At 66.6% G+C, this 24644-nt stretch carries 20 protein-coding genes, 1 tRNA gene and 1 pseudogene; 11 read left to right on the top strand and 11 right to left on the bottom strand.

Features of this window, described 5'->3' with window-relative positions; translation table 11 throughout:
• Nucleotides 1-234: 234 nt before the first annotated feature.
• On the top strand, nucleotides 235-924 hold the full coding sequence (ctrA, locus tag ACSLUQ_RS19005) for a response regulator transcription factor CtrA (RefSeq protein WP_417773057.1): 690 nt from the start codon (nucleotides 235-237) through the stop codon (nucleotides 922-924).
• 173 nt (nucleotides 925-1097) lie between these two features.
• Here ctrA and ACSLUQ_RS19000 read toward each other — a convergent pair whose 3' ends face one another.
• Complete coding sequence (locus ACSLUQ_RS19000; RefSeq protein ID WP_461809422.1) at nucleotides 1098-2261, bottom strand: pyridoxal phosphate-dependent aminotransferase; 1164 nt, start codon at nucleotides 2259-2261, stop codon at nucleotides 1098-1100.
• 116 nt (nucleotides 2262-2377) lie between these two features.
• Here ACSLUQ_RS19000 and ACSLUQ_RS18995 point away from each other — a divergent pair, with 116 nt between their 5' ends.
• Nucleotides 2378-3067, top strand: coding sequence for a GntR family transcriptional regulator (locus ACSLUQ_RS18995; RefSeq protein WP_461809421.1), 690 nt, complete (start codon nucleotides 2378-2380; stop codon nucleotides 3065-3067).
• 90 nt (nucleotides 3068-3157) lie between these two features.
• On the opposite strand, the gene ACSLUQ_RS18990 is transcribed toward ACSLUQ_RS18995, so the two are convergent.
• The 7 genes from ACSLUQ_RS18990 to ACSLUQ_RS18960 all read right to left on the bottom strand — a co-directional run bounded on the left by ACSLUQ_RS18990 (nucleotide 3158) and on the right by ACSLUQ_RS18960 (nucleotide 10304).
• A complete protein-coding gene (locus ACSLUQ_RS18990) occupies nucleotides 3158-4027 on the bottom strand; it encodes a CheR family methyltransferase (RefSeq protein WP_417773054.1) in 870 nt (289 codons plus the stop codon).
• Nucleotides 4024-5235: a protein-glutamate methylesterase/protein-glutamine glutaminase gene (locus ACSLUQ_RS18985; RefSeq protein ID WP_417773053.1), complete on the bottom strand. Its 1212-nt coding sequence runs from the start codon at nucleotides 5233-5235 to the stop codon at nucleotides 4024-4026. Before ACSLUQ_RS18985 ends, ACSLUQ_RS18990 begins: the two co-directional genes overlap by 4 nt.
• Before the next feature lie 18 nt (nucleotides 5236-5253).
• Nucleotides 5254-5619 carry a response regulator gene (locus ACSLUQ_RS18980; protein WP_417773052.1) on the bottom strand — a complete coding sequence of 122 codons (366 nt, stop codon included), beginning with the start codon at nucleotides 5617-5619 and terminating at the stop codon, nucleotides 5254-5256.
• A gap of 53 nt (nucleotides 5620-5672) precedes the next feature.
• Nucleotides 5673-6152 carry a chemotaxis protein CheW gene (locus ACSLUQ_RS18975; protein ID WP_417773051.1) on the bottom strand — a complete coding sequence of 160 codons (480 nt, stop codon included), beginning with the start codon at nucleotides 6150-6152 and terminating at the stop codon, nucleotides 5673-5675.
• Nucleotides 6149-8923, bottom strand: coding sequence for a hybrid sensor histidine kinase/response regulator (locus ACSLUQ_RS18970; RefSeq protein WP_461809420.1), 2775 nt, complete (start codon nucleotides 8921-8923; stop codon nucleotides 6149-6151). The genes ACSLUQ_RS18975 and ACSLUQ_RS18970 overlap by 4 nt, the downstream gene beginning before the upstream one ends.
• Nucleotides 8924-9053: 130 nt before the next feature.
• Nucleotides 9054-9698: a histidine phosphotransferase ChpT gene (gene chpT / locus ACSLUQ_RS18965; protein ID WP_417773049.1), complete on the bottom strand. Its 645-nt coding sequence runs from the start codon at nucleotides 9696-9698 to the stop codon at nucleotides 9054-9056.
• A gap of 138 nt (nucleotides 9699-9836) precedes the next feature.
• Nucleotides 9837-10304 carry a YHS domain-containing (seleno)protein gene (locus tag ACSLUQ_RS18960; protein ID WP_417773048.1) on the bottom strand — a complete coding sequence of 156 codons (468 nt, stop codon included), beginning with the start codon at nucleotides 10302-10304 and terminating at the stop codon, nucleotides 9837-9839.
• A gap of 280 nt (nucleotides 10305-10584) precedes the next feature.
• Here ACSLUQ_RS18960 and ACSLUQ_RS18955 point away from each other — a divergent pair, with 280 nt between their 5' ends.
• The gene (locus ACSLUQ_RS18955; protein ID WP_417773047.1) at nucleotides 10585-11211 is read left to right on the top strand and encodes a DUF1134 domain-containing protein; all 627 of its coding nucleotides are present in this window, start codon (nucleotides 10585-10587) and stop codon (nucleotides 11209-11211) included.
• A gap of 274 nt (nucleotides 11212-11485) precedes the next feature.
• Nucleotides 11486-12838, top strand: coding sequence for a hypothetical protein (locus ACSLUQ_RS18950; RefSeq protein ID WP_461809419.1), 1353 nt, complete (start codon nucleotides 11486-11488; stop codon nucleotides 12836-12838).
• A 291-nt stretch (nucleotides 12839-13129) separates the two neighbouring features.
• Here the strand turns inward: ACSLUQ_RS18950 and ACSLUQ_RS18945 are convergent.
• Together ACSLUQ_RS18945 and ACSLUQ_RS18940 are read right to left on the bottom strand one after the other, a co-directional pair.
• Nucleotides 13130-13205, bottom strand: a tRNA-Glu gene (locus ACSLUQ_RS18945).
• Between the two features lie 282 nt (nucleotides 13206-13487).
• On the bottom strand, nucleotides 13488-13844 hold the full coding sequence (locus ACSLUQ_RS18940) for a hypothetical protein (protein WP_417773045.1): 357 nt from the start codon (nucleotides 13842-13844) through the stop codon (nucleotides 13488-13490).
• On the opposite strand from ACSLUQ_RS18940, the gene ACSLUQ_RS18935 reads away from it, so the two are divergent.
• The 4 genes from ACSLUQ_RS18935 (at nucleotide 13843) to ACSLUQ_RS18920 (ending at nucleotide 18765) form a co-directional block, all read left to right on the top strand.
• Nucleotides 13843-14877, top strand: a complete 1035-nt coding sequence (locus tag ACSLUQ_RS18935; protein ID WP_417773044.1) for an RluA family pseudouridine synthase — start codon at nucleotides 13843-13845, stop codon at nucleotides 14875-14877. The genes ACSLUQ_RS18940 and ACSLUQ_RS18935 overlap by 2 nt on opposite strands.
• 222 nt (nucleotides 14878-15099) lie before the next feature.
• The gene (gene rpoH, locus ACSLUQ_RS18930; protein ID WP_417773043.1) at nucleotides 15100-16002 is read left to right on the top strand and encodes an RNA polymerase sigma factor RpoH; all 903 of its coding nucleotides are present in this window, start codon (nucleotides 15100-15102) and stop codon (nucleotides 16000-16002) included.
• A gap of 188 nt (nucleotides 16003-16190) precedes the next feature.
• A complete protein-coding gene (locus tag ACSLUQ_RS18925; RefSeq protein ID WP_461809418.1) occupies nucleotides 16191-18398 on the top strand; it encodes a CHASE2 domain-containing protein in 2208 nt (735 codons plus the stop codon).
• A 25-nt stretch (nucleotides 18399-18423) separates the two neighbouring features.
• A complete protein-coding gene (locus ACSLUQ_RS18920; RefSeq protein WP_417773041.1) occupies nucleotides 18424-18765 on the top strand; it encodes a YnfA family protein in 342 nt (113 codons plus the stop codon).
• Nucleotides 18766-18848: 83 nt separating this feature from the next.
• Here ACSLUQ_RS18920 and ACSLUQ_RS18915 read toward each other — a convergent pair.
• Nucleotides 18849-19736, bottom strand: a pseudogene (locus ACSLUQ_RS18915) (DMT family transporter); the annotation flags it as partial.
• Nucleotides 19737-19945: 209 nt separating this feature from the next.
• On the opposite strand from ACSLUQ_RS18915, the gene ACSLUQ_RS18910 reads away from it, so the two are divergent.
• From ACSLUQ_RS18910 to ACSLUQ_RS18900, 3 genes are all read left to right on the top strand, one after another.
• Entirely contained in the window at nucleotides 19946-21229 is a 1284-nt protein-coding gene (locus tag ACSLUQ_RS18910; RefSeq protein WP_461809417.1) for an MFS transporter, read from the top strand.
• A 177-nt stretch (nucleotides 21230-21406) separates the two neighbouring features.
• Nucleotides 21407-22699, top strand: coding sequence for an adenylosuccinate synthase (locus tag ACSLUQ_RS18905; RefSeq protein WP_461809416.1), 1293 nt, complete (start codon nucleotides 21407-21409; stop codon nucleotides 22697-22699).
• 64 nt (nucleotides 22700-22763) lie between these two features.
• Nucleotides 22764-24593 (top strand): hypothetical protein, encoded by a 1830-nt coding sequence (locus ACSLUQ_RS18900; RefSeq protein ID WP_461809415.1) that lies wholly within the window; start codon nucleotides 22764-22766, stop codon nucleotides 24591-24593.
• Nucleotides 24594-24644 lie beyond the last annotated feature (51 nt).

Raw genomic sequence — 24644 nt, 5'->3', positions numbered from 1 at the left:
GTTTGATGCGGCTTGTTAATGTGAAACTTGAAGAATTTACGGACAGGATTTCCGCAGGTTTTTCAGGTTGTTGGAAAAGATTTCCAACCTTGTCTCATCGGTGCTTGCAGGTGTGAATCAGAATTTGTTAACCATTGTCTCACACAGTGAGTCGAGGTTAATCGCAGTCCTTCGCACCGGAAGGCGTTACCACCGGCGCGTCTTGCCCAGGATAGGCAAACAAAGGGGATTGGTATGCGTGTCCTGTTGATCGAGGATGACAGCGCCACGGCGCAGAGCATCGAGTTGATGTTGAAGTCTGAAAACTTCAACGTTTACACAACGGATCTTGGCGAGGAAGGTATCGACCTCGGCAAACTCTATGATTACGATATTATCATGCTTGACCTGAACCTGCCCGACATGTCGGGCTACGAGGTTCTCAGGACATTGCGCGTCTCCAAGGTGAAGACGCCGATCCTGATCCTCTCGGGTCTTGCCGGCATCGAGGACAAGGTGCGCGGTCTCGGCTTTGGCGCCGACGACTACATGACCAAGCCGTTCCACAAGGACGAACTGGTCGCGCGCATCCATGCGATCGTCCGCCGGTCCAAGGGTCATGCCCAGTCGGTCATCACGACGGGCGATCTGGTCGTTAATCTCGACACCAAGACTGTCGAGGTCGCTGGCCAGCGCGTCCACCTGACCGGCAAGGAGTACCAGATGCTGGAGCTCCTTTCACTGCGCAAGGGCACCACGCTGACCAAGGAGATGTTCCTGAACCATCTCTACGGCGGCATGGACGAGCCCGAGCTGAAGATCATCGACGTCTTCATCTGCAAGCTGCGCAAGAAGCTTGCAGCCGCGACCGCGGGCAAGAACTACATCGAGACGGTCTGGGGCCGCGGCTATGTGTTGCGCGAGCCCGAGGAAAAGGCCGCCTGAGACAGATCGACCGGACTGCCTGACACCGGCCGTCACCGGCCGGGTCGGGAGCTCGCGCGACCGTCCCTGACCGGCTGTCCCCGCCGGACGTGTTAAAGCCCCGCCAAAGCGGGGCTTTTTCGCGTTTATACGCCACTGCGCATCGACCGACTGAAGGGCAAAGCCGCTCTCTCTCAGAGCGCCCAGGCCCGCCGCACACGCTCGCGGATGCCGGTCAGCCGCGCCTCCGGCTCGTTGGCGAAGACGAAACGCAGGTAGCGCCCGGCGCATGCCGCCTCCCCCCAGCCGGTCATTGGCGTCGCCGCGATGCCACCACGCTCCAGCAGCAGTTCCGACGCCCGCGTCGGCGCCAGATCGAGCGCCACCGTATCGATCAGCAGCGACCAGCCGCCGTCCGGCCTGACGACGGGCAGGTCGGCAAGTTCCCTCAGGATGAGATCGCGCCGTCCGCGCCAGGCCGCCACCGCCCCCTGGATGCCGTCGTCCGCGCTTTTCAGTGCTGCCGCCGCGCCCGGCATGGCGATACCGACCTGGCAGACCACATTGCTCAGGCTGACGAGGCCAATGTCGTTGATGATCCCCGCCGGACCGAGGATCCAGCCGACCCTCCAGCCGATCATGCGGTATTCCTTGGAGACGCTGCCGACGGTGATCGTGCGCTGCGCCATGCCGTCGAAGTGAAGCGGGTGCAGCATCGGCTGATCCGAGTAGAGAATGCGCTCCATGGCGGCGTCATGGATGAGCCAGGCATCCGCCGCCACGGCAAGATCGCAGATCGCCTGCCATTCCTCGCGGCTGTGAACGATGCCCGATGGCATCGACGGGCTCATTGTCAGGATCGCCCGCGTCCGGGGTCCGCGCGCGGCCGCCAGCGCGTCGAGATCGAGCCGCCAGCCTCCGTCCCTGACGACGAGCGGCACGAGCCTGGGTACGCCGCCGGCGAGGCGGATGCGGTTCAACAACCCCGCATAGGCCGGGTCGGTGATGATCACCTCGTCGCCGGGCTCGAGAACCGCCAGCAGCGCGTTGAGGACGCCGCTCAACCCACCGGCCGAAACAATGCACTGGCTTTCCGGATCGAAGGTGACGCCAGTGTCGGCGGAGACCCGCGCGGCCGCCGCTCGGCGCAGTTCATGGATGCCAAGGAAGGGCAGATAGCTGTTCGCCGCGTCGCGGGTCACCGCCGCGAGCGTCGCCGCGACCGCCGCCGGCGGCGGAGCGATGTCCGTGTCCAGATTCTCCAGACGCAGCATGTCCGGGTCGCCGATGGCGTCGGCGGCATTGCCCATCTTGTCGACATTGATGCCCGGAATGTCGCGCAATCTCGAAACTGTCATCGCATCACCTCTATTGGATCCAATTTGCAATTATGAATACGAAAATGATAGAGCCCTGTCAAACCGCGCAGGCGGAGCTTCTGGCAGGGCCTGCGGACATGCGGGAGACGGAGATCTTGGCAAGCAGTTCGACCGGCGCGACCGGTCAACCTTCGCGCTCCGGGGGCGACGACCAGACCCGGGCGATTGCAGACCGTTTGCGCGAGCGCATCATCGGCGGGGAGCTGGCGGCTGGCGCGCCGTTGCGCCAGGAGCAGCTCGCCGCCCTCTTCGGCACGAGCCGGATGCCCGTGCGCGAGGCTCTTCGCATCCTGCAGGCGGAGGGGTTCGTCGAGATGGTGCGCAACCGCGGCGCGGCCGTCGCGCCCATCGATCTCGATGATCTGAACGAAATCTACGAGATGCGCGCGATGGCGGAGACGATGGCGCTGCGCCTGGCCATTCCCGAGCTTTCAAACAGCCGCATCGACAGAGCAGCCGTGATCCAGAACGAGCTCGAGAGCGCGTCGCTGTCCGAGTTCGGGCGCCTCAACAAGGCGTTTCATCTGACGCTCTACGAGGCCTGTGCCCGCCCGCGCCTGCTCGCCCACATCGCCCTCTTGAACGACGCGGCGGATCGCTACCTCAAGATTGCCATCCGCCGGCTCGACTATTCGGACCGTTCCAACCGCGAGCACCGCGCCTTGCTCGATGCCTGCCGCGCCCGCGACAGCGCCCGCGCCGAGGCGCTGCTTGCCGACCATGTGCGCGATGCGGGAAAGATGTTGCTCGATACATTCCGCGCCGAGGCCGCAGCCACGACGTGACGGCCAGCCGGCAGATCCGGCCAACAAAAAAGGGCCCCGCCGGATCGGCGAGGCCCCTTGAATCGTTTGCGATCGAGCGGAAGATCCGCCTCAGCCGGCAACCTGAAAGCGCGAGCGCGCGGTCAGCGGCGCACCGCCGGCCCCGGCGGCAGCGGACGGCTGGTAGAGACCGCGCAGGTCCTTGACCGGACGGAACGCATCGGTAAGCCCGACAACCGTTTCCGCCGCGCCCAGCACCAGATAGCTGTCCGGTGCCATCTGCTTGGAGATCTTCTGAAGAACCCCGATCTTGGTCGGCTGGTCGAAATAGATCAGCACGTTGCGGCAGAAGACGATGTCGAACGTGCCGAGCGAGGAGAAGTTCTCGAGCAGGTTCAGCTTGCGCCACTGCACCATGGAGCGGATGTCCGGGTTGACCTGCCAGAGATCGCCCTTCTGGGTGAAGTACTTGAGCAGCATCTGGATCGGCAGGCCGCGCTGCACCTCAAACTGGCTGTAGATGCCGTTGCGCGCCTTCTCGAGCACCTCGTTCGACAGGTCGGTGCCGATGATCTCGAAGCGGAAGCCACCGATCTTCTGCGCCATCTCCTTCAGGCAGATGGCCAGCGAATAGGGCTCCTGGCCGGTGGAGGCGGCCGCGCACCAGATCCGCACCGAGCGCCGGTCGGCACGCGCCTTGAGCATGGCCGGAACCATGACCTCACGGAAGTGCTGGAACGGCGTGTTATCTCGGAAGAAGAACGACTCGTTCGTGGTCATCGCCTCGACGACGTCGCTGGCGATCTGGCTGGCGCCGGGACGCTGCATGGCCTGGACCAGCTCCGACAGCCCCGGCAGGCCATGACGGCGTGCCACAGGCAGAAGGCGGCTTTCCACCAGGTACTGCTTCTCCGGCGTGATCACGAGACCGGACTGGGTCTTCAGATACTGCCGCAGGAATTCGAATTGGGACGCAATCACCTGGAGCCTCCACTCAGCAATCCGGCAACTTTCGGACCGATCCGGGAAATCGGCAGGATGTCGCTGCACTGGCCGGTATTGGCAGCTGCACCTGGCATGCCCCAGACGACGCTCGAGGCTTCGTCCTGGGCGATCACGCTGCCGCCACCGGCGGCAATCGTGCGCACGCCGACCGCACCATCGTGGCCCATCCCGGTCAGCACGACGGCAAGCGTCGCGGAGCCGAAGACCTTGGACACGCTGTCGAACATCGGATCGACGGCAGGCTTGCAGAAATTGATGGGCGGCGTGTCGAGCAGTCGGGCGACCGTATTGGTTCCCTCCTTTTCGACCACCATGTGCAATCCGCCCGGCGCGACGTAGATATGGCCGGGCTTGAGCACTTCGCCGTTCTCCGCTTCGCGCGCCGGACGCCCGGACGCCTTGGCCAGGTGTTCGGCGAGAATGGCGGTGAAGGTCGGCGGCATGTGCTGGGTCACCAGCACCGGAACATCGCCGATCGCGCTGCCGATATCGGTAAAGAGCTGCTGCAGCGCCTGCGGACCACCGGTCGACGAGCCGATGGCAAGCACCCGGGCACGAACGCTCGAATAGGAGCGCGTGATGATGCCGGCCGCCGCGGCGGCCGAGGGCTGTGCGGCAAGTCTTGTGTAGCCGGCCTGGGCGGATGCCAGGCGCGACACCGGGGGCTGCGCGGTCGTCTGGCCGGCAGTGGTCGAGGCTCTCATCGTCCGACCCGTGGTGCGCATGCGCACCTTGCGATGGCCGAGCGCCTTGACCTTCTCGATGAGCTCCCGCCGGAAGTCGATCGAGGTCGAGATCTGGCTCTGGCTCTCGGGCTTGGGGACATAGTCCTGAGCGCCCAGAGAGAGGGCCTTGAGGCTGACTTCCGCATTGCGGCGGGTCAGCGTCGAGGCCATGACGACGATCAGATCGCGCTTCTTCTTCAGCATGAGCGGAAGCGCGGTGAGGCCATCCATCTCCGGCATTTCGATGTCGAGCACCACCACGTCCGGATCGGAACGCTCGATGTCTTCGACGGCGAGCCGGCCGTTGCGGTGGGAGGCGACCAGCTTCAGGGCCGGATCTTCCTCGATCCAGCGGCTGAGCAGGCCACGAATGACAACGGAGTCATCCACGACCATGACGCGGACGCAATCCAGCTGTGACGCGCCGCCAGTGGGGCGCGCCGGAGATTGAACGATCATGCCTTTTGGCCCCGTGTCCTAGAGAAGCCCGGCTTCCTGGAATTTGGCTTCCACGATGTCCTTGTCGAACGGCTTCATGATGTACTCATTGGCCCCGGCACGGATCGCCTTGGTAATGTGGGCGACGTCATTCTCCGTGGTGCAGAACACCACGATCGGCGTTTCGCCGCCCTCTTCCTTGCGAAGCGACAGAAGGAACTCGAGGCCGTCCATCTCGGGCATGTTCCAGTCGAGAAGAATGGCGTCGGGCATCCGCTTGCGACAGGCCTCAAGGGCCTTGAGGCCGTTCTCGGCCTCGGAGATCTCGAAGGAAAGGTCCTCGAGAATTCTGCGGGCGACCTTGCGGATCACGCTGGAGTCATCGACGACGAGGCAGTGTTTCATCTTGCTTGCTCCCGAGTGCCGTCTTCCGGCAAGTCAGAACAACGGACCGATGGTCAGGCCGCGGCCATCGGCTCGAACATGACGCCGAACAGGCGACCAATGTCGAGAATGATCATCAGCTTGCCATCCAGCCTGTGCACGCCGCCGGAGATTTCCGCCCAGCGCTTGTCCAGGTTGGAGGGGTTCGGCTCCTGCGATTCGTTGGAAAGGCGCAGCACCTCACCGACCTTGTCGATCACCAGACCGTAGCTCTCGCCCTTGTGCTCGATGCCGACCGCCATCACCTGCGCATTCTCGTCGCGGTTCGGCAGGTGCAGGCGCTTGCGCATGTCGATCGCCGTGACGATGCGGCCGCGCAGGTTGAGGACACCGGCAACCTCGGGTGCCGCAAGCGGCACCCGTGTCACGCTCTCCGGCACGAAGACATCGTGCACCTGGGAGATGGGAAGTCCGAAAAGCTGCCCGCCGATGAACACGGTCACATACTGGATCGTGTCTGCCGCGGCGGCCGAGATGTTGTCATTGTGTTTCATGCCGCAATCTCCAATTCACCGGAGAACATATCCTTGAGCGAGGCGATCAGGCCCGGACGGTCGAACTTCGCGACATAGTCGTCGAAGCCGGCCTGGCGTCCGCGTTCGATCGAGGCCGGCGAGACGACCGCCGAAAGCGCCAGGATCGGGATCTTGCGGAAGCGCGGGTCGCGCCGCAGGGACTCGCAAAGCTCGAAGCCGTTGATTTCCGGCATCTCGATGTCGCTGACGATGGCGTGGAACATGTCGCCATTCTCCAGCAGATCGAAGGCCTGACGGGCGCCCGTCACCGCGGTCACATCGTAGCCGGCCGCCTTGAGCACCGGCGTCAGCATGTTGCGGAAGAACGCGCTGTCGTCGACCAGCAGCACCTTCTTGGTCAGCGCGGAGATGTCCATCTCCTTGCGCATGAACCAGTCCTCGAAGGCCTGCGGCAGGTAGTAGCCCAGATCGATGATCTCCGTGGCGCGCTCCTTGATGACCGCGGACCCGAGGACCCCCGGCCGGTCGGAACCGACCTCGATGTTCATCCGGTCCTCGACGATGTCGACGATCTCGTCGACCACGAGGCCCATGGAGCGGCCCGCATCCGAGAAGACCAGCATCGGCTGGGTGCCCTCGCCGCGGCGGGTCTGCATCGGATCGATGTAGACCAGCGGCATCAGCGCACCGCGGTACTGGACCAGGTCGCGGCCGTTGGAGTGCTCGATCTTGGAGACCTCGAACTCCTCCAGACGCGTGACCAGCGACAGCGGCACGGCCTTGGGCTCCGGCGAACCGGCACGGAAGAGAAGCATCGAGACGCTGCTCTGGCCGTCGAGCGATGCGGTGATCGCCTCTTCGATTTCCTTGCGCTCGGTCTCCGCGACCACGCTGGAGGCATGGCTTGCCATGGCCGAGGCGACGCCGTTGGGATCGATGATCATGATCACCGCGCCATCGCCAAGGATGGTGTTGCCGGAGAACATGGTCAGGTTGCGCAGCATGGAGGACATCGGCTTGACGACGATTTCCTCGGTGTGGAACACCCCGTCGACGACCACGCCGAAGGTCTGGCTGCCGACCTGCATCACCACGATGAAGCCGGTGTCGTCATCGATATCCGTGCCGGCATCCGGGCTGTCGAAGCCAAGCAGGTGCGACATGTGGACGAGCGGCAGCAGCTTGTTGCGCAGGCGCAGGACCGGTGTGTCCTTGATGCGCTCGATGCGATGCTCCGAGTTGGTCTGCACCCGCACCAGTTCGACCACCGAAAGCTGCGGGATGGCGAAGCGGTCGCCCCCGGCCTCGACGATCAGCGCCGAGACGATGGCGAGCGTCAGCGGGATCTTGATGATGAAGCTCGAGCCGCGCCCCGGAACCGAGCGCAGGTCGATCGAGCCGCCGATGAGCTCGACGTTGTTGCGCACCACATCCATGCCGACGCCACGGCCGGACACGCTGGTGATGTTGGCCGCCGTCGAGAAGCCTGCGTGGAAGATGAACTTGTGGATCTGCTGATCCGTCATCTTCTCCAGTTCGGCCTCGCCAGCGAGACCGCGCTCGAGAACCTTGGCCTTGACCCGGTCCACGTCGATGCCGCGGCCGTCGTCCTTGACCTCGATGATGATGTGGCCGCCCTCATGATAGGCGGAAAGGGTGATCGTGCCCTTTTCCGTCTTTCCGGCCGCACGGCGGTCGACCGGCATCTCCAGACCGTGATCGGCGGAGTTGCGGATCATGTGGGTGAGCGGATCCTTGATCAGCTCCAGAACCTGGCGATCAAGCTCCGTATCGGCGCCGATCATCTCCAGCTCGATAGGCTTGTCCAGCTCCTGGCTGAGATCGCGCACGATACGCGGCAGCTTCTGCCAGGCGTTGCCGATCGGCTGCATGCGCGTCTTCATGACGCCTTCCTGCAGCTCGGCGGTCACGTTGGAAAGGCGCTGCAGCGGAACCTTGAATTCGGAATCCTCGTGCCGGCGGGAGATCTCGAGAAGCTGGTTTCGCGTCAGCACCAGCTCCGACACCATCGTCATCAGATGTTCGAGCGTCTCGACCGCAACGCGGATCGACTGGCTGGAAACGGACGCTTTCTTCTCGCCCTTCTCCTCCGGCTCCTTTTCCTTGGCGACCGGCTTGGAAGCGGCTTTCACCTCTTCCTTGACCGCGGCGACGGCTGCGGCGGCAGCCGCGGCGGCCACGGGAGCCGGCATCGACTCGGCCGCGACATCGGGCTCCGCGCCGACCGGAAGGTCGACCTCGACCTCGGCCTCGCGGAACGCCCGCTCGAGTTCGTCGAGAGACACCTCACCCACACGCAGAGGGCGCTCGAGAGACTGTTCGACCGTCTCGGCCGCGGCCTCCTTCTCAGCGGGCTCGGCCGCCTTGGCGACAGCCGCATCGCCGGTCACTGCCGACAGCGACATGCGCTCGAGTTCGGAGATGAGATCGTCGTCGCTGCCCTCGGGCTCGGTGCCGCCGGACGCCTCGAGATCGGCAAGGATCTCCTTGATGCGATCGATGGAGCACAGGATGAGCGAAACCGCTTCCTGGGTCACCGAGGCGCCGTCGCGGAACTTGCCCATCAGCGTCTCGCCGGCATGCGCCAGCGCTTCGAGACGGGGAAGTCCGAGGAACCCGCAGGTCCCCTTGATGGTGTGAACCAGACGGAAGACGTTATCGAGGATCTTCGCGTTGTTAGGTTCTTGTTCGAACTTCACAAGCTCGACGTCTACGACATCGAGGCTCTCGTTCGTTTCTGTAAGGAACTCGCTAAGCAGGTCGTCCATGGCAACGCTCACCCGACTGGTTACTGGTACTAGACCCGGGCCTGCACCCGGATCCCCATCCCGTTCGTCGAACAATGAGCGTCAAACTGTTAAGATAGGCTGAAATCTTTCCAGCAAGGCTGCAACGAGTTCAGTCTTTAGCGGTCGCAGTAATTCTTACTCCGTCATCTTGCTTAATGACTTCTAAATTCATGCCCGACTCGCGTGCAAGAAGGATCGTATAAACCGGCTGCACCGTGTGTGCATCGATCCTCTCCGGCTCGCGGCCGGACGTTAGGTCAAGAACAAGCGAAGGAACCTTGGTTGTAGATCCCGTTACTTTCAACTCGAAAGTCGGATTGGACGCCTCGCCCGTCATCGAGACGGTGATCAGGCCGCCGCGCGGCACACACTGGTTGGCGAGCAGGATCAGGTTGAGCAGCAGCTTGACCCGGTTCTTCGCCATGAGCAGGCGCGGCACTTCCCAGGCGATGTCGGCCTTTTCATTGGCAAGGAAACCGGCGGCCACCGAATGGGCGTCGCCAAGGTCGATCTCCGCGCCAGCCGATCCGGCGGCGCCGAAGGCAAGGCGGGCGAACTGGAGCTTCGCCGAGGCCTGCCGCGCGCTCTTGCGGATCAGGTCCATGGCGAATTCCTTCATGTCCTCGCCATTCTCCTCGTCGAGCACTTCAAGCCCGTTGGTGATCGCTCCCACCGGAGAGATGATGTCGTGACATACCCGGCTGGCGACAAGGGCGGCGAGATCCAGGGCGCTGAGATCGTCGATGGAGGTCATTCGGTCGTCCTCGAGAAGCTGGCATCGGCCAGCGCGATTCGCAGGCCGTGAAAAAGCGTTACACCCGGGATTCGGCGCTGCCAAGGCATCGACGGGCACGACGGGGCACGCTCTCGTGGCCAGCCGTCTCGCGCGCCGTCACGGGATGCAGCCCAGCCGCTCGGCCTTGTCCTCCGCCACCCGCCAGCTCTCGTCCGGGTCGGCCAGGAAGAGGAACCGGTTGATGTCGGAATGAAAGATCAAAAGCCTGCCGTCGAACAGGGCGAAGATCCCCGGATTTCCGTCAACGGCAAACCCTTGCGCGAGCGCGTGAGGATCGCAGCCGGTGAAGGCCGGCGCATAGACGTGCGGCGCCTTCACGAAGGCCGCCTGGTTGCCTTCGTTGCGAAACAGCCAGTTCGTGCCGCGCCACGAATAATAGAGTTTCTCGTTGCCCGCGACCGCCCGGTGCTCGGTGAAATAGGCAACCGGGTCGCGCCCGTCGAGCGCATAGCCGCGCATCGGGTCGGTGGCATAGTCGAGAGCCCTGGCGGGCGCGACGGACGCGCAGGCGGTCAACGCCAGTACAAGCATCACGAACGCTACGGAAATACGCGGTGCCTGCACGTCGCCGCGCGGCCTCCACAATGTCTTCCGATTTCTCTTACACTCTGACACCGAATCAGTCCCGCCTCCGCATCGGATCGACTGTGCCTTCAATTCGCCCGCAGCCGCAACCGCGGCAATTCCTGACGGGCGGTCTTGCCGGCACGTTTCCAGCGGATCCGCACGGGGAGCGCGGGAAGGCGGCCGGACGGGCCGCGCAACGCACCGGAACGGGAAGCGTGACGCTGGTGCGGCAAGCGTCACGCGATTGAACGTCAGCAAGCGGGAAGGACCTGACCACATGAGTTCCAAACGAGCAGTCTCGTCTGTCGCGGCAATGCGGCGCAATGCCGGCCCGGCGCCCTGGGTGGCGCTGTCGCTTGCGCTTCTTGTTTCCCTTCTCGTGCTCGCGGCCGCCCCCGCCGCCCGCGCGCAGCAGGCTCCCGAGCAATACAGTCAGGGCGAACTGGTCAACGCCGGCCACCATTTCTTCGGCCAAGTGTCGGGCGGCCTCGCCTCCGTCATCGAGCGTGCCGTGCAGCAGTACGGGCAGCCGAACGGCTATGTGCTCGGCGAGGAAGGCTCCGGCGCGATCATCGCCGGCGCGCGCTACGGCGAGGGCCAGCTCTTCACCCGCAACGCCGGCACCCACAAGGTGTTCTGGCAGGGTCCCTCGCTCGGCTGGGACATCGGCGGCGACGGCGCCCGGGTGATGATGCTGATCTACAATCTGCCCGATACGTCGGCCATGTACCGTCGCTATGTCGGCGTCAACGGCTCGGCCTATCTGATCGGCGGCTTCGGCATGACGGTGCTGTCGAACCACGACATCTACGTGGTTCCGGTGCGGGCCGGACTGGGCGCCCGTCTCGGCGTCAACGTCGGTTATCTGAAGTTCACCGAGCAGCCCACCTGGAACCCGTTCTGAGCCGCAAGGCCGGGATCCGCCACGCCGCGAGGGACCGCCACTGGTGCCCCCGTGGCGTGGCTGCCAGGCCGCAGCCTCCGAAAAAACGACAGGATACGGCCTGCCGGCTTGGCGCGCGCGCCCGCGTCAGGTAAGCAAGGGCGGGAACCGTAAGGTGTCTTGCACGGGGCTTTTCCGCCCGTCCTGCCCTTGCCGCTGCCGCCCGCGCACAAGTGCTGGAGCGATGGCGGGCGGGGCGGATCTTGCACGATCCTGCAGAAAGTGGTGAACCGTCTTGATCGAAGCGGCGATGTATGTGGCGCTCGGGTTTTGCATCGCCGGTCTTCTGGCCATCGCGATCATGCCTTCCATCTGGCGCCGCGCCGTACGCCTGACGCGCCGCGCCGTCGAGGCAACCAGCCCGATGACCCACGCGGAGACCCGCGCCGAAATCGGCGCGCTGCGCGCCGCCCACGCCGTCGAGTACCGGCGGCTCGAGGCCGGCGTGGAGCGGCTGCAACGCAGCGCCGCCGAAAACCGCATCGCCCGCGACCGGGCGGAGCATGTCGCCAGCGATCTTCGCAAGGAGTTTGGCGCCCGCGAGCAGGCGCTTTCGGAGGCGATGGCGCGCGAAGACACCCTGCGCCGCGAGATGGCAGACCATGAGGAAGCCCTGGCCCGCGCCAGGGCCCGCATCCGCGAGCTGGAACGCACGGTGCAGCGCCTCGTGTCCGCGGCCGAGGAAACCGCCCGCCCGCCTGAAGCCCCCTCCGTGGCCGGTGAGGGCATTAGCGACCAGTCTCCCGACACCGCACAGATCGAGGCGGCCCGGGAAGCGGAGCGCACCGCGCATCGCTCCGCCGTTTCCGGTCTCGAGACCGAGATCGAGGCCCTCAAGCGCCAGTTGGAGCGCGCCCAGCGCTCGGCCGATCGCGCCGCCGACACCGGCGAGCAGCCACGCGGAAGCGAGGACCTCGCCCGCATGCGCAAGGGCATGCGTGACCGGGATGACCGGCTTTTCGCGGCGGAATCGAAACTTGTCGCCGCCCAGGCCGAAATCGCCCGCCTGTCGATCCTTGCCGAACAGCAGGCGGAACACGATGGCGAGGCCGGGGACGGCGGATCGGCCGCCGGCGTTCTCGACCGCACCCGCAGACTCGAGACCGACAACGCCCGCCTGCGCGCCGAACTCTACGGCAACGACGACATGCGCGCGCTGCGCGATCAGCTTGCCGAACTCGCGGCCGGCGTCGTCGCCGCCATCGGCACCGACGAGGATCTCTCCACGCTGGCGGAAACACCTTCCGCCGTCGAAGCCACTTCGGCCCAGGACGCGAACGCCTTCCTCCCCCGCGACGCCGTCGCCGAGCCGGAGGTTGAGGTTGAGATTGAGGAAGCGGCCAAGGCCGGGAAAACCGGGGACGCGACATCGGCGGCGCCTGAGACACCAGAAAAGCCTCAGGAGCGGGCCGCACGCGGCGACGGCACCCAAGAGACCGGCGAGCGCACGCAATCGCTCGCAGCGCGCATCCGCGCCGCGCGCGGACGGATGAAGGCGGATGCGAACACGCGCTCGCAGCAGCCCCAGGCACCGATCCTGCCGGGCCCGGCACAGCCCTCGCGGCGCAGCAGCGCCAGCGAGAAATAAGCAACCACGCTGGTGTTCTCCGCCTGACATCGCAGCGACCTGAGACCGTCACGACCCAGATCGTCCTGGTCCGAAGCCTTCACGACCTGACGGAGAACGGCACCGCGATACGGCAAAGCGACCGCGTGCGAAACGCCGGTCGATCAGGCCAAGCTCATGATTTGATGAGACGTTCCAAAACGTGCGCGAAGGCCATACGTCGACGGACACGTTGTTTGCGCGCCGCACGGATGTCAGTTCCTGGGAAGCGTACGCGACCGCGTTTCACAGCGCATGGCGCTGGAATAAAAATGGTACCCCCAAGGGGACTCGAACCCCTGTTTCTGCCGTGAGAGGGCAGCGTCCTAGACCGCTAGACGATGGGGGCGCCGGCAGGTCGTTGGTAACGAGGCCGGTGTCTAACCCCTGCCTTGGGGGATTGCAAGCCCGTCGAACGGAAATTTGTCGACTTTTTTGCCGGCTGCCCGGGGACCGCGAGGAAGAGCCCGGGCGAAGCCGCGCGGATCCGCCATTTCCGCCCCGCCCTTGCCGCGTGGCAGCGCCTCGAAAGAAGGCCGCAACGGCAGTGGATAACCCGGGAAAACACCCCGGTGTCATTTGGCGTGGCGTTCGGGGCGACGCGCGCCCCGAACCGGAATCGCATCGTCGCCTAGCGCGAGACGAAGGTTGTCTCGCCGAGCACCTGTCCGGTGGCCGGATCGAGGTAAACGAGGCGGGCAGCCTCGCCGCGCTTGACCAGAAGCACCATGCGTCCGTCCTGCATGGCGAGCCCCTCGACGCGCTCGTCCTTGTCGAGAACGATGGTTGCCGCTATACCGGCGCCGTCCGGACGTGCGCCGCCCTCATTCAGCTTGTAGAGGATCGCGGCGAACACCGCGACGAAGCCGAGCCCCATCACGAGGCTCGAAATGGCGAGCAGACGCTTGAGCTTGGCCTGCAATCTCTGCGCCGCCGGATCGAGCGGCGGTTCTTTGTCGCGATCGTCGTCCAGGTCCGGGTGTGTCATGTCGATATCCATTGAAGAAGAAAGCCCGAACGCCGGGCGGAGCGAGATCACGGTCGGGGCCGACGAGGCCGGAGGCCGTCTCGATGCCTGTCTTGCCCGCCATGTGGAGGATCTGAGCCGCAGCCGCATCCAGTCCCTCATCCGCGCGGGCCAGGTCGGCGTCGACGGGCGGACCATAGTCGAGCCAAAATACCGGGTCAACGCGGGCGAAACACTGGTTCTGGAGCTTCCCGCGCCCGAGCCGGCGGAGCCCGAAGCCGAAGACATCCCGCTTTCCGTCGTCTTCGAGGACGAGCACCTGATCGTCATCGACAAGCCCGCCGGGCTGGTCGTTCATCCCGGTCCGGGCAACTGGGCCGGCACGCTGGTCAACGCGCTGCTGTTCCACTGCGGTGACAGCCTGTCCGGCATCGGCGGCGTGAAGCGGCCGGGCATCGTCCACCGCATCGACAAGGACACCAGCGGCCTGCTCGTCGTCGCCAAGACCGACGCGGCGCACAAGGTGCTGTCGGCGCAATTCGCCGACCACGGCCGCACTGGCCCGCTGGAGCGGGAATACACCGCCCTCGTCTGGGGCGCGCCCTCGCGCCTGAAGGGGACAGTGGAGGCCAATCTCGCCCGCTCCTCGGCCAATCGGCAGAAGATCGCCGTCGTCGGCGCCAACTCCGGACGCAACGCAATTACCCACTGGCAGGTCCGCGAACGCTTCGGCGCGCCGGACGCGCCGCCTCTGGCCTCGCTGCTCGCCTGCCGGCTGGAAACCGGCCGGACCCACCAGATCCGCGTCCACATGGCCCACATCGGCCACCCGCTGATCGGCGACCAGGACTATGGCGCGCATTTCCGCACCAAGTCGGCACGCCTGCCCGAGGATATCCGCGCGACCGTCGATGCCTTCCCCCGGCAGGCGCTTCACGCCGGCCTGCTCGCCTTCGCTCATCCCGAGACCGGCGAGACGCTTCGCTTCGAGAGCCCGCTGCCCGACGATCTGGCGACCCTCCTCGCTGCAATTCGGGCAATTCCCGCGACATAATTTCGAAATTCAGGCCGTGTTTTTGTCGCTTTCATCCCTATATTGGGAGACCGGCGCGCCGACAGGGCGCCGGTTTTCGGATGCCCGACGAGGGCACCTTTCGCCGCGAAACAACGCGACCGACGGTGCCGGAGGGATCGTCAGGCCCTGACGCAGGCACTTCGCTCCCGGGGAGGGAGGAAGCCGCAATCGCGTGGGCCGAAGCAAGGAAGGGGTGCAGTCATGGCCCAGAACATTCCGGCCCTGAGTTCCGGAGAAGGCGGCCTGAGCCGCTATCTCGACGAGATCCGTCGGTTCCCGATGCTGGAACCGCAAGAAGAATACATGCTCGCCAAGCGCTACAAGGAGCATGACGACCCGGCCGCGGCCGAGCGTCTGGTGACGTCGCATCTGCGTCTCGTCGCCAAGATCGCCATGGGATATCGCGGCTACGGCCTGCCGATTTCCGAGGTCGTATCGGAGGGCAACGTCGGCCTGATGCAGGCGGTCAAGCGCTTCGAGCCCGACAAGGGCTTTCGCCTCGCGACCTACGCCATGTGGTGGATCAAGGCCTCGATCCAGGAGTACATCCTGCGCTCCTGGTCGCTGGTGAAGATGGGTACGACCGCCAACCAGAAGCGCCTGTTCTTCAACCTTCGCCGCCTCAAGGGCAAGCTGCAGGCGCTCGAGGAGGGTGACCTGAAGCCGGAGCAGGTCTCTGAAATCGCGACGAAACTTGGCGTCAGCGAGAAGGAGGTCATCTCGATGAACCGGCGCCTGGCCGGCGACGCCTCGCTCAATGCCCCGATCCGCGCCGAGGCCGACAGCGGCGAATGGCAGGACTGGCTCGTCGACGAGAGCGACAACCAGGAAAAGATCGTTGCCGAACAGGAAGAACTCGGCCAGCGCCGCAAGATGTTGGGAGAGGCGCTAGACGTCCTCAACGAGCGCGAGCGGCGGATCTTCGAGGCCCGCCGCCTCTCGGAAGACCCGATGACGCTGGAGGACCTTTCCACCGAGTTCGGCGTCAGCCGCGAGCGCGTCCGCCAGATCGAGGTTCGCGCCTTCGAAAAGGTGCAAAAGGCCGTGCAGAAGAGCGCCCGGGAGCTGGATCGGCGCCCGGCCGAGCTTGCCGCGCCGAGCTGAGCGCGCCGAACCGGGCAACGCGACAGCAAGCCGGCTTGCCGCCGGCATGCCCCGTCGCGCCAGGCCGCCACGCCAGGCGCGCGAGCGGGCCTGCTTGCGTGGCCCGCAACCATTGCCTACCCTGAAGCCGCCGACGGGGAGCCCTCCGGCCGGAGTGCGGGAAGGCCTTGGAACCGGCCGGGGGAAACATGCGGATCACGCGGCGCAAGCGGCTTCTGATCGGCCTCGTGGCCGGCTTCTTCCTCGTCTTCGTCACCGGACTGCGCGCCTTTGATCCGGGCTTCGTCACCTCCATCCGCCTGCTCGGCTTCGACGGTTACCAGCGCCTGTGGCCGCGCGCCGAGGCCGACTATCCGGTGCGCATCGTCGACATAGACGAGAAGAGCCTGGCGAAGTTCGGCCAGTGGCCCTGGCGCCGCGACAGGCTTGGCGAACTGACCACCGCCCTTGCCGGAATGGGGGCCGCGTCCATCGCCTATGACGTGATCTTCGCCGAGCCCGACCGCCTGTCACCGCACCGCTATCTGCCGGAGCTGACCCGCGAGGGCGCGACCGGCACGGAACTTCCCGATGCCCTCGCCAAAAGCCTGCCCGACACGGACGAGGTCTTTGCCAGGGCGATTGCCGGTGCCCCCGTCGTTCTCGGCTATGCGGTCCTGTCCGGCGACGGCGGCTCGACGCCCGCGCTCAAGGCCGGCACCGCCTTTGCCGGCAGCGACCCGACCGACGCACTGCCCGCCTTCGCATCGACCCTGACGAGCCTGCCCGTGCTCGAGGCGGCAGCGGCCGGCAACGGCGCGGTGAGCCTGTCTGCCCGCGACACCGAGGGCATCGTGCGCCGGGTGCCGATGCTCTTCACCGACGGAACCAGGGTCTACCCGAGCCTGGCCATGGAGGCCCTCAGGGTGGCGCAGGGGGCGAGCGGCTTCATCGTGCGCACCTCCGACGCCAGCGGCGAGATCGGCGTCGGGCCCCCGAAGGTCACCGACATCAAGGTCGGAGACTTCCCCTTTCCGACAACGGAACGCGGTGAATTCTGGGTCTATTTCAACGCCGACCGCGCCGACCGCTACGTCTCGGCCGCCGATGTGCTCGATCCGCAAAAGCGCGCCGCAATCGCACCGCTCATCGAGGGGCGGATCATTCTCGTCGGCACCTCCTCGGTCGGGCTCTACGATATCCGCGCCACACCGCTCGGCGAGCTGGTGCCGGGTGTCTCGATCCACGCCCAGGCGCTGGAGCAGATCCTCTCCGGCGATTTCCTGTCCCGGCCCGACTGGGCCGATGGGGCCGAGATCATCGCCACTTTCCTGCTCGGCCTTGCGGTGATCGGCCTCGTGCTCGCCTTCGGCGCGATCTGGGCGGCGGCCATCGGCGGTATCCTCGCTGCGATCCTCTACGGCGGCGCCATCCATTTCTTCAGGAACCAGGGCCTGCTGCTCGACCCGATCTATCCGACCGCCGTCAATCTCTTCGTCGTCTACGCGGCGGCGACCGCCCTGCTCTACTTCCTGACAGAGCGGGAGAAGCGCTTCGTGCGCGCCGCCTTCGGCCAGTATCTCGCGCCCGAGATGGTCAAGCGGCTGGAAGCCTCGCCAGACGGGCTGAAGCTCGGCGGCGAGATGCGCGACATGACGATCCTGTTCATGGACGTGCGCGGCTTCACACCGATTTCCGAACAGCTCACGCCGACCGACCTCGTCGCTTTTCTCAACGCGCTGCTCTCGCCCCTGTCGGAAGAGATCCAGCAACGCGAGGGCACCATCGACAAATACATCGGCGACAGCATCATGGCGTTCTGGAACGCTCCCATGGACGTGGCCGACCATGCCCGCCTGGCCTGCCGCACCGCGCTCGACATGGTGCGCACCGTCGACAGGCTCAACGAAGCCGACGCCTTCCACTTCCGCGCCCGCGGACTTGCAACCCAGACGGTCAGGATCGGCGTCGGCCTCAACACCGGCGAGGCCTGCGTCGGCAACATGGGCTCCGACCGCCGTTTCAACTATTCGGTGATCGGCGATGCGGTGAACGTGGCGGCGCGGATCGAATCGAGCTGCAAGGCGGTGGGCGCCGACTGCGTCGTGTCCGAGGACACCGCCCGCGCCGCCGCCGACTTCGCCTTCCTGGAGGCGGGCGCGATCCCGCTGAAGGGAAAGACCACGCCGATCAAGCTTTTCGCCCTGGTTGGCGACGCCGACCACGCGGCGACCGAGGCCTTCCGGACGCTGGCCGACGCGCATGCCAGGCTCGTCGACGCCATCGACGCGAACGACGTGGCACGGGCCCTTGCCGGACTGGCCAGCTGCCGCGCCCTCGCCCCGGCGGCGCTTCACGACTTCTACGACCGCTTCGCCGAGCGCATCGACGCGATGGCCGTCGCCGCGCCGGCGTGAACCGCTCCACGAGCGCGAGGAGACCATGCAGACAACCGCCCTCACCGCTGCCGTCTATCTCGGTGCGGCACTTGCCGAAATCGCCGGATGCTTCGCCTTCTGGGCATGGCTCAGGCTCGACAAGCCGGCGTGGTGGCTGGTGCCCGGCTGCCTGTCGCTTGCCCTCTTCGCCTTCCTGCTGACGCTCGTGGAAAGCTCCGCCGCCGGCCGGGCGTTCGCCGCCTACGGCGGCGTCTATATCGCCAGTTCGCTGGTCTGGATGTGGGCCGTGGAGGGCATCCGCCCGGACCGCTGGGACGCTGCCGGGGCCGCCCTGTGCGTTCTCGGTGCAGCGGTCATTCTCGCCGCGCCAAGAACGCCTGTCTGAGGTTTGCGACCTAGCCGCGCGGAGGGCGACCGCCGCTGCCGAGAGGCGAAGGCAAGTGCACGACCGTCGAGCACGACAAGGCCGAGCAGCAACAGCGCCATGCCCGCCACCTGCGGCATCTCGAGGCGTTCGCCCAGAACCGAAATGCCGATGAGACAGGCCGAAACCGGAATGAGCAGGGTGACGAGCGAGGCGTTGGTCGCGCCCGCGTCCATCAGCAGGCGGAAGTAGATCAGATAGGCCAGTGCGGTGCAGGCGACGCCGAGGGCGATCACGCAGACCCATGCGACGAGGCCCGTCGCCGCCGGATCCCACGACATCGTTTCCGCTGCCCCCCAACTCAGCGCGCCCGTGCCCTGCAGCACGGCGAGCGGCAGCATCAGCAGGCTGGAGCCGGTGAGCTGACCGGCGGCGGAAACCAGCACCGGCATGCCCCGGAAGACCCGCGCGAAGGAGGCGGCGAAGGCGTAGGAGAGCGCCGCGCCCAGGCACAGCGCCTCCGCCCATAGCGGCGCCCCGCTGAAGCCCTCAAGCACCGCGCCATCCATGCCGGGAAGAAGCAGCACCGCGACGCCGGCAAAGCCGAGAACGATCCCGGCCACACGGTGGGCAGCCAGCTTCTCCTGGCGAAAGAGCAGCGCGGCGACGAGCACGGTGAAGATCGGCGTGGTGGCGTTGAGGATCGAGGCGAGGCTCGCCGGCAGCACCGTCTGCCCCCAGAAGATCAGCGAGAAGGGAATGGCGTTGTTGAGAAGCCCCATCAGGCAGAAGGCGGCGAACAGGCGCGGCGTCACCGGAAAGCGGATACCGCGCACGATCAGCAGAAGGTGCAGGCACAGCGCGGCGAGGAACACCCGCAAGAAGGTCAGAACCAGCGGCGGGATCTCCGCCACCGCGTATTTGGCGACAGGAAAAGTCGCTCCCCAAACGACCGACAGGGTCAGCAGCAAAAGCCAGTTTCGCAGTGTCATGGAAGCATTTCCGGTCTTGGGGCGTCGCTCCGCCGATCTGCGCGCAAGCTACAGGGGCAGCAACCCGGCCGACGACCCGAAAGCCGAGCCCGGCGGCGGACGGCGAGTGTCCCGCCCCTGCAAACCAGCGACCGCGGCCCGGAAACGCTTGCCCGGCCGGCCGCCAGCGGCCAGTCTCCGGGGAACGTCCACGCGAATCGTCCTCCGCCATGCCTGACGTCCCTTCCCACACCCCGACAGACGCGGCCGGCGCGACACGGCCGCTGCTGACCCGCCTCGTGCCGCTGCTGGTGGCGGCCGCGCTGCTGCTTGGCGCCAATGGCGTCGCCATGACAGTGATCGCGGTGCGCGGCCGGCTGGGCGGGCTCTCCGACACGACCATCGGCGTCTTCGGCTCCGCCTATTACGCCGGCTTCATTCTCGGCGTGCTCGTCACGCCGCTGCTGATCCGCCGGGTCGGCCACATCCGCGTGTTCTCCGCCTTCGCCGCGATCAACGCCATCGCCATCCTGTCGCTGGCGGTGACGCCGGCCGGCGCGGCCTGGGCAGTGTCGCGCCTTGTCAGCGGCATCGCCTTCTGCGGCACCGCGATGGTGCTCGAAAGCTGGCTCAATGCGCTCGCCTCCAACGCCGAGCGCGGCCGCATTCTCAGCGTCTACCGGATCGTCGACCTCGGCGCGATCACCGGCGGCCAGTTCCTGCTGCCGGCCTTCGGCGGCGGCGGGCCGGAGATCATCGTGATGATCGGCCTGCTGTTTTGCGCCGCGCTCGTGCCCGTGTCGCTGGCGCGCGAGGGCAACCCGCCGGTTTCCGACACCACACGGATCAACTATCTCTCCATCTGGCGCATATCGCCGGTCGCCGCCGTCGGCTGCCTGACCATCGGCCTGACCAACGGCGCCTTCCGCACGGTCGGCCCTGTCTATGCGGAAGGCGTCGGCCTCGACACCGACGGCCTGGCGCTGCTGATCAGCCTGTGGGTGGTGGCGGGCGCCATCTTCCAGTACCCGCTCGGCTGGGCCTCGGACCGCATCGACCGGCGCTGGGTCTTGATGCTGGCAACCGTCGGCGCCGGCGTCTCCTGCCTGTTCCTGTCGGGCATGACCGCGCCGGCGGCGATCTTCCTCGGCGCCTTCCTGTTCGGCGGCTTCGCGCTGCCGCTCTATTCGCTCTCCGCCGCACACGCCAACGACCACGCGGGGCCGGGCCAGTTCGTCGAGCTGGCCGCCGGCCTCAGCATGTTCTTCGCCCTTGGCGCGATGGTCGGGCCGCTGCTGGCCTCGGCGGTGATGGACCGCTTCGGGCCCTCGGCGTTTTTCCTCTACACAGGCGGCCTGCACCTGTCCTTCGTCGCCTTCCTCGCCGCCCGGCTCTTCACCCGCGACGCCGTGCCGGCCAGCCAGCGCAAGCGCTTCGTCTGGCTGCTGCGCACCTCACCGGTGATCTTTCGCCTCGCGGGCGGCCAGAAGCCGGCAAAGCCGCGCAAGGACTGAGCTCGCACGCGCCAAAGCCCTGCAAATCTCGGTTTCGACCCACTAGAGGGCTCGTCAGGGCGCGAAAGCGTCGTTATAGTCCGTTCGCAACGCCCCGGTCAGAAAGCCGGGGTTTTTCGTGTGCGCGAGCGCCCGGCGCCGCCACACTCGAGTTCATCTTTTCAGGGAAGACATGCCATGGCCAATGTCGTCGTCGTCGGATCTCAGTGGGGAGACGAGGGGAAGGGCAAGATCGTTGACTGGCTTTCGGAGCAGGCCGACGTGGTCGTCCGTTTCCAGGGCGGGCACAATGCCGGCCACACGCTGGTGATCGACGGTGTCAGCTACAAGCTCTCCCTGCTTCCCTCCGGCGTCGTGCGCGGCAAGCTCTCGGTGATCGGCAACGGCGTCGTCATCGATCCGCATGCGCTGGTCGCCGAGATTGCCCGTCTGGCGGAACAGGGTGTCAACGTCTCGCCCGAAACGCTGGCGATCGCCGACAACGCCACACTGATCCTGTCGCTGCACCGCGAGCTCGACGCCCTGCGCGAGACGGCCGCCGCCGCCGGCACCAAGATCGGCACCACCAAGCGCGGCATCGGCCCTGCCTATGAGGACAAGGTCGGCCGCCGCTCGATCCGCATCATGGATCTCGCCAACCTGAAGACGCTTCCCGCCAAGATCGAGCGCCTGCTCACCCATCACAACGCCCTGCGCCGCGGCCTCGGCGAGCCGGAGATCGAGCCGGCGACGATCTACGCGGAGCTGGAGACGGTGGCCGACAAGGTGCTGCCGTTCATGAAGGCCGGCTGGGCGCTGCTCGACACCGCCCGCAAGGAAGGCAAGCGCATCCTGTTCGAGGGCGCGCAGGGCACCCTGCTCGACATCGATCACGGCACCTATCCCTTCGTCACCTCGTCCAACACCGTCTCCGGCCAGGCGGCGGCCGGCAGCGGCGTCGGCCCCAATGCCATCGGCTATGTGCTCGGCATCACCAAGGCCTACACCACCCGCGTCGGCGAAGGCCCCTTCCCGACCGAGCAGGACAATGAGGTCGGCAACTTCCTCGGCACCCGCGGCCACGAGTTCGGCACGGTGACGGGCCGCAAGCGCCGCTGCGGCTGGTTCGATGCGGTGCTGGTGCGCCAGTCCTGCTGCATCAACGGCATCAACGGCATCGCGCTGACAAAGCTCGACGTGCTCGACGGCCTCGACGAGATCAAGATCTGCGTCGCCTATGAGCTCGACGGCAAGCGCATCGACCACCTGCCCGCCTCCCAGGGCGCGCAGGCCCGCGTCAAGCCGATCTACGAGACGCTGCCGGGCTGGAAGGAATCGACGGAGGGCGCGCGCAGCTGGGCCGATCTTCCGGCGCAGGCGGTGAAATACGTGCGCCACGTCGAGGAACTCATTGGCGCGCCGGTCGCATTGCTCTCGACCTCGCCTGAACGGGATGACACAATCCTTGTTCAGAATCCGTTTCAGGATTAAGCGTTGAACTCCGTTCCGGCGCCGCGTGCGCCGGTTCCATATGCGGCGATCACGAGTTGAACACATGGCAGATTATTATCCGGTTTTGAAGAAAACCGTGGCCGCGCTCCCTGAAAACACGGGAGCGGCCCGGCGCGAGATCTATCAGCGCGCCCGCAAAGCCATCGTTGCCCAGCTCAAGGCCTACGATCCACCACTCTCGCCCTCGGATATCACCTCCGAGCAGCTTCGTCTGGAAGAGTGCATCCGTCGCGTGGAGGCAGAGGCCGCCCGCGACACGCTCGGTGGCTATTCGAGCGCAAGGCCGGCGACACCGACCCCACCGCCGACGACCGCGGCCCAGCCGGCGGAGCCTCAGCCCGCGCCGCCCCCCGCCGCGCCGCCGCCCGTCGCCGCCCCCCAGGTCGCCGCACCGCAGCCGCCTGAGCCTGCCGCACAGGCGCCTCAGCCAGCCGCGCCGCGCGCAGCCGCTGCACAGCCGACCGCATCGCCGCGCGCGCCGGAACGCGAAAAACCGGCGGACGCCGATGCGCCGGCCGTCACCGGCAACAAGCGCGTCCAGCCGGGAGCCGACAGCACGATTGCCGCCGGCAACGAGGGCCTGCGCGCCACGCCGCGCCGCGACGATCCCCAGCCGACGGCGCGTGACGACAACCGCAGGACGGACAAGCGCGAGCCGAGCCTTGCCGGACCCGCCGCCGGCACGGACACGCCACGCACCAGGGCGCGCGGCCGCAACAAGGACGAAAACGGTCTGGGAGCCGGCCGCCAGCCGGCTCTTGCGGGCTATGAGGGCCATATCCGGACCTCGCGTCTCCCCGGCATCCTCGGTGGCGTCGCCGTGGTCCTGCTGCTGGTCGGCGCGGCCGCCGTCGGCTACTCGCAGCGCGAGGCGGTGATGAACCTGTTCGCCGGTGGCGACAGCACGGACGGCTCCGACACGGCTTCCACCGGCACCCCCGCGGACACGCAGACACCCGGGCCGCAGGACGGCGGCACCAATGCCGACACCCCGCGCAAGAACGCCGCCCGCCTGCTGGAGAACGGCGAAACCGCGGTCGCCCCCGATGCCCGCAGCGTCTCCACCACGCGCATCACCCCGTCGACCCCCGAGGGCGTGACCAGCGCAGCACCGCAGGCGAGCCGCGACGTGACCTCGCAGGCAGCCGTCCCGACGGGCCAGGAGCAGCCGGCCACGGCCACCGAGGCCCCCGTGGCTCCGGCCGACCAGCAGGCACAGGCTGAAACCCCGGCCGTCCCGGAGACGCCGGCGGCAAGCGAGACACCGGCAGCCCCCGCGACGACGCCGGCACCGGCACCGGCGGCATCCGCCAACGCCGATCAGGCGACCGCCGTCGCACAGCGGGCCATTCTCTACGAAGAGGGCGCGCAGCCCGGCAGCGCCGGCCAGGCCTCCTCCGGCCAGACCATCTGGAACCTCTCCGAGGAAACCGTGGATGGCCGCAAGGAGACGGTGCTGAAGATCCGCGTGCAGGTGCCCGAGCGCAACATCGACGCCAACCTGACGCTGCACCCGAATCGCGACAGCTCCCTGCCGGCAAGCCACCTGCTGGAGATCCGCTTCAACCTGCCGCCCAATTTCGCCGGCGGCGGCGTCCAGGACGTGCCCGGCCTCGTCATGAAGCCGACCGAGGAAGCCCGTGGCGAGGCGCTGATCGGCGCATCGGCCAAGGTCGACACCGGCTATTTCTGGGTGGCGCTGTCCAACCTCCCCGACGAGGAGGAGCGCAATCTGTCGCTGCTGCGCGATCGGGGCTGGATCGACATTCCGATGCTCTATGAAAACGGCAAGCGCGCCATCCTGACCCTAGAAAAGGGCACGCCCGGCACCCGCGCCGTCGATCAGGCGATCGACGCCTGGAAGGCGGGCTGACGCCAGCCCCGGCGACACCCAGCGTTGCAGACGCGGACATGAAAAAGGCCG

It is taken from the genome of Stappia sp. ICDLI1TA098 (genome assembly GCF_054880955.1).
Note: the sequence above shows the minus strand (reverse complement) of the source record. Positions and strands in the feature narration are given on the sequence as shown.

Coding starts and splice junctions, on each gene's coding strand:
- ACSLUQ_RS18970 (WP_461809420.1), bottom strand. CDS start 8,923: ATGGACGACCTGCTTAGCGAGTTCCTTACAGAAACGAACGAGAGCCTC.
- ACSLUQ_RS18980 (WP_417773052.1), bottom strand. CDS start 5,619: ATGAAACACTGCCTCGTCGTCGATGACTCCAGCGTGATCCGCAAGGTC.
- ACSLUQ_RS19000 (WP_461809422.1), bottom strand. CDS start 2,261: ATGACAGTTTCGAGATTGCGCGACATTCCGGGCATCAATGTCGACAAG.
- ACSLUQ_RS18985 (WP_417773053.1), bottom strand. CDS start 5,235: ATGATCGTTCAATCTCCGGCGCGCCCCACTGGCGGCGCGTCACAGCTG.
- chpT (WP_417773049.1), bottom strand. CDS start 9,698: ATGACCTCCATCGACGATCTCAGCGCCCTGGATCTCGCCGCCCTTGTC.
- ACSLUQ_RS18920 (WP_417773041.1), top strand. CDS start 18,424: ATGCAGACAACCGCCCTCACCGCTGCCGTCTATCTCGGTGCGGCACTT.
- ACSLUQ_RS18905 (WP_461809416.1), top strand. CDS start 21,407: ATGGCCAATGTCGTCGTCGTCGGATCTCAGTGGGGAGACGAGGGGAAG.
- ACSLUQ_RS18975 (WP_417773051.1), bottom strand. CDS start 6,152: ATGAAACACAATGACAACATCTCGGCCGCCGCGGCAGACACGATCCAG.
- ACSLUQ_RS18955 (WP_417773047.1), top strand. CDS start 10,585: ATGAGTTCCAAACGAGCAGTCTCGTCTGTCGCGGCAATGCGGCGCAAT.
- ctrA (WP_417773057.1), top strand. CDS start 235: ATGCGTGTCCTGTTGATCGAGGATGACAGCGCCACGGCGCAGAGCATC.
- rpoH (WP_417773043.1), top strand. CDS start 15,100: ATGGCCCAGAACATTCCGGCCCTGAGTTCCGGAGAAGGCGGCCTGAGC.
- ACSLUQ_RS18925 (WP_461809418.1), top strand. CDS start 16,191: ATGCGGATCACGCGGCGCAAGCGGCTTCTGATCGGCCTCGTGGCCGGC.
- ACSLUQ_RS18940 (WP_417773045.1), bottom strand. CDS start 13,844: ATGACACACCCGGACCTGGACGACGATCGCGACAAAGAACCGCCGCTC.
- ACSLUQ_RS18935 (WP_417773044.1), top strand. CDS start 13,843: ATGTCGATATCCATTGAAGAAGAAAGCCCGAACGCCGGGCGGAGCGAG.
- ACSLUQ_RS18910 (WP_461809417.1), top strand. CDS start 19,946: ATGCCTGACGTCCCTTCCCACACCCCGACAGACGCGGCCGGCGCGACA.
- ACSLUQ_RS18900 (WP_461809415.1), top strand. CDS start 22,764: ATGGCAGATTATTATCCGGTTTTGAAGAAAACCGTGGCCGCGCTCCCT.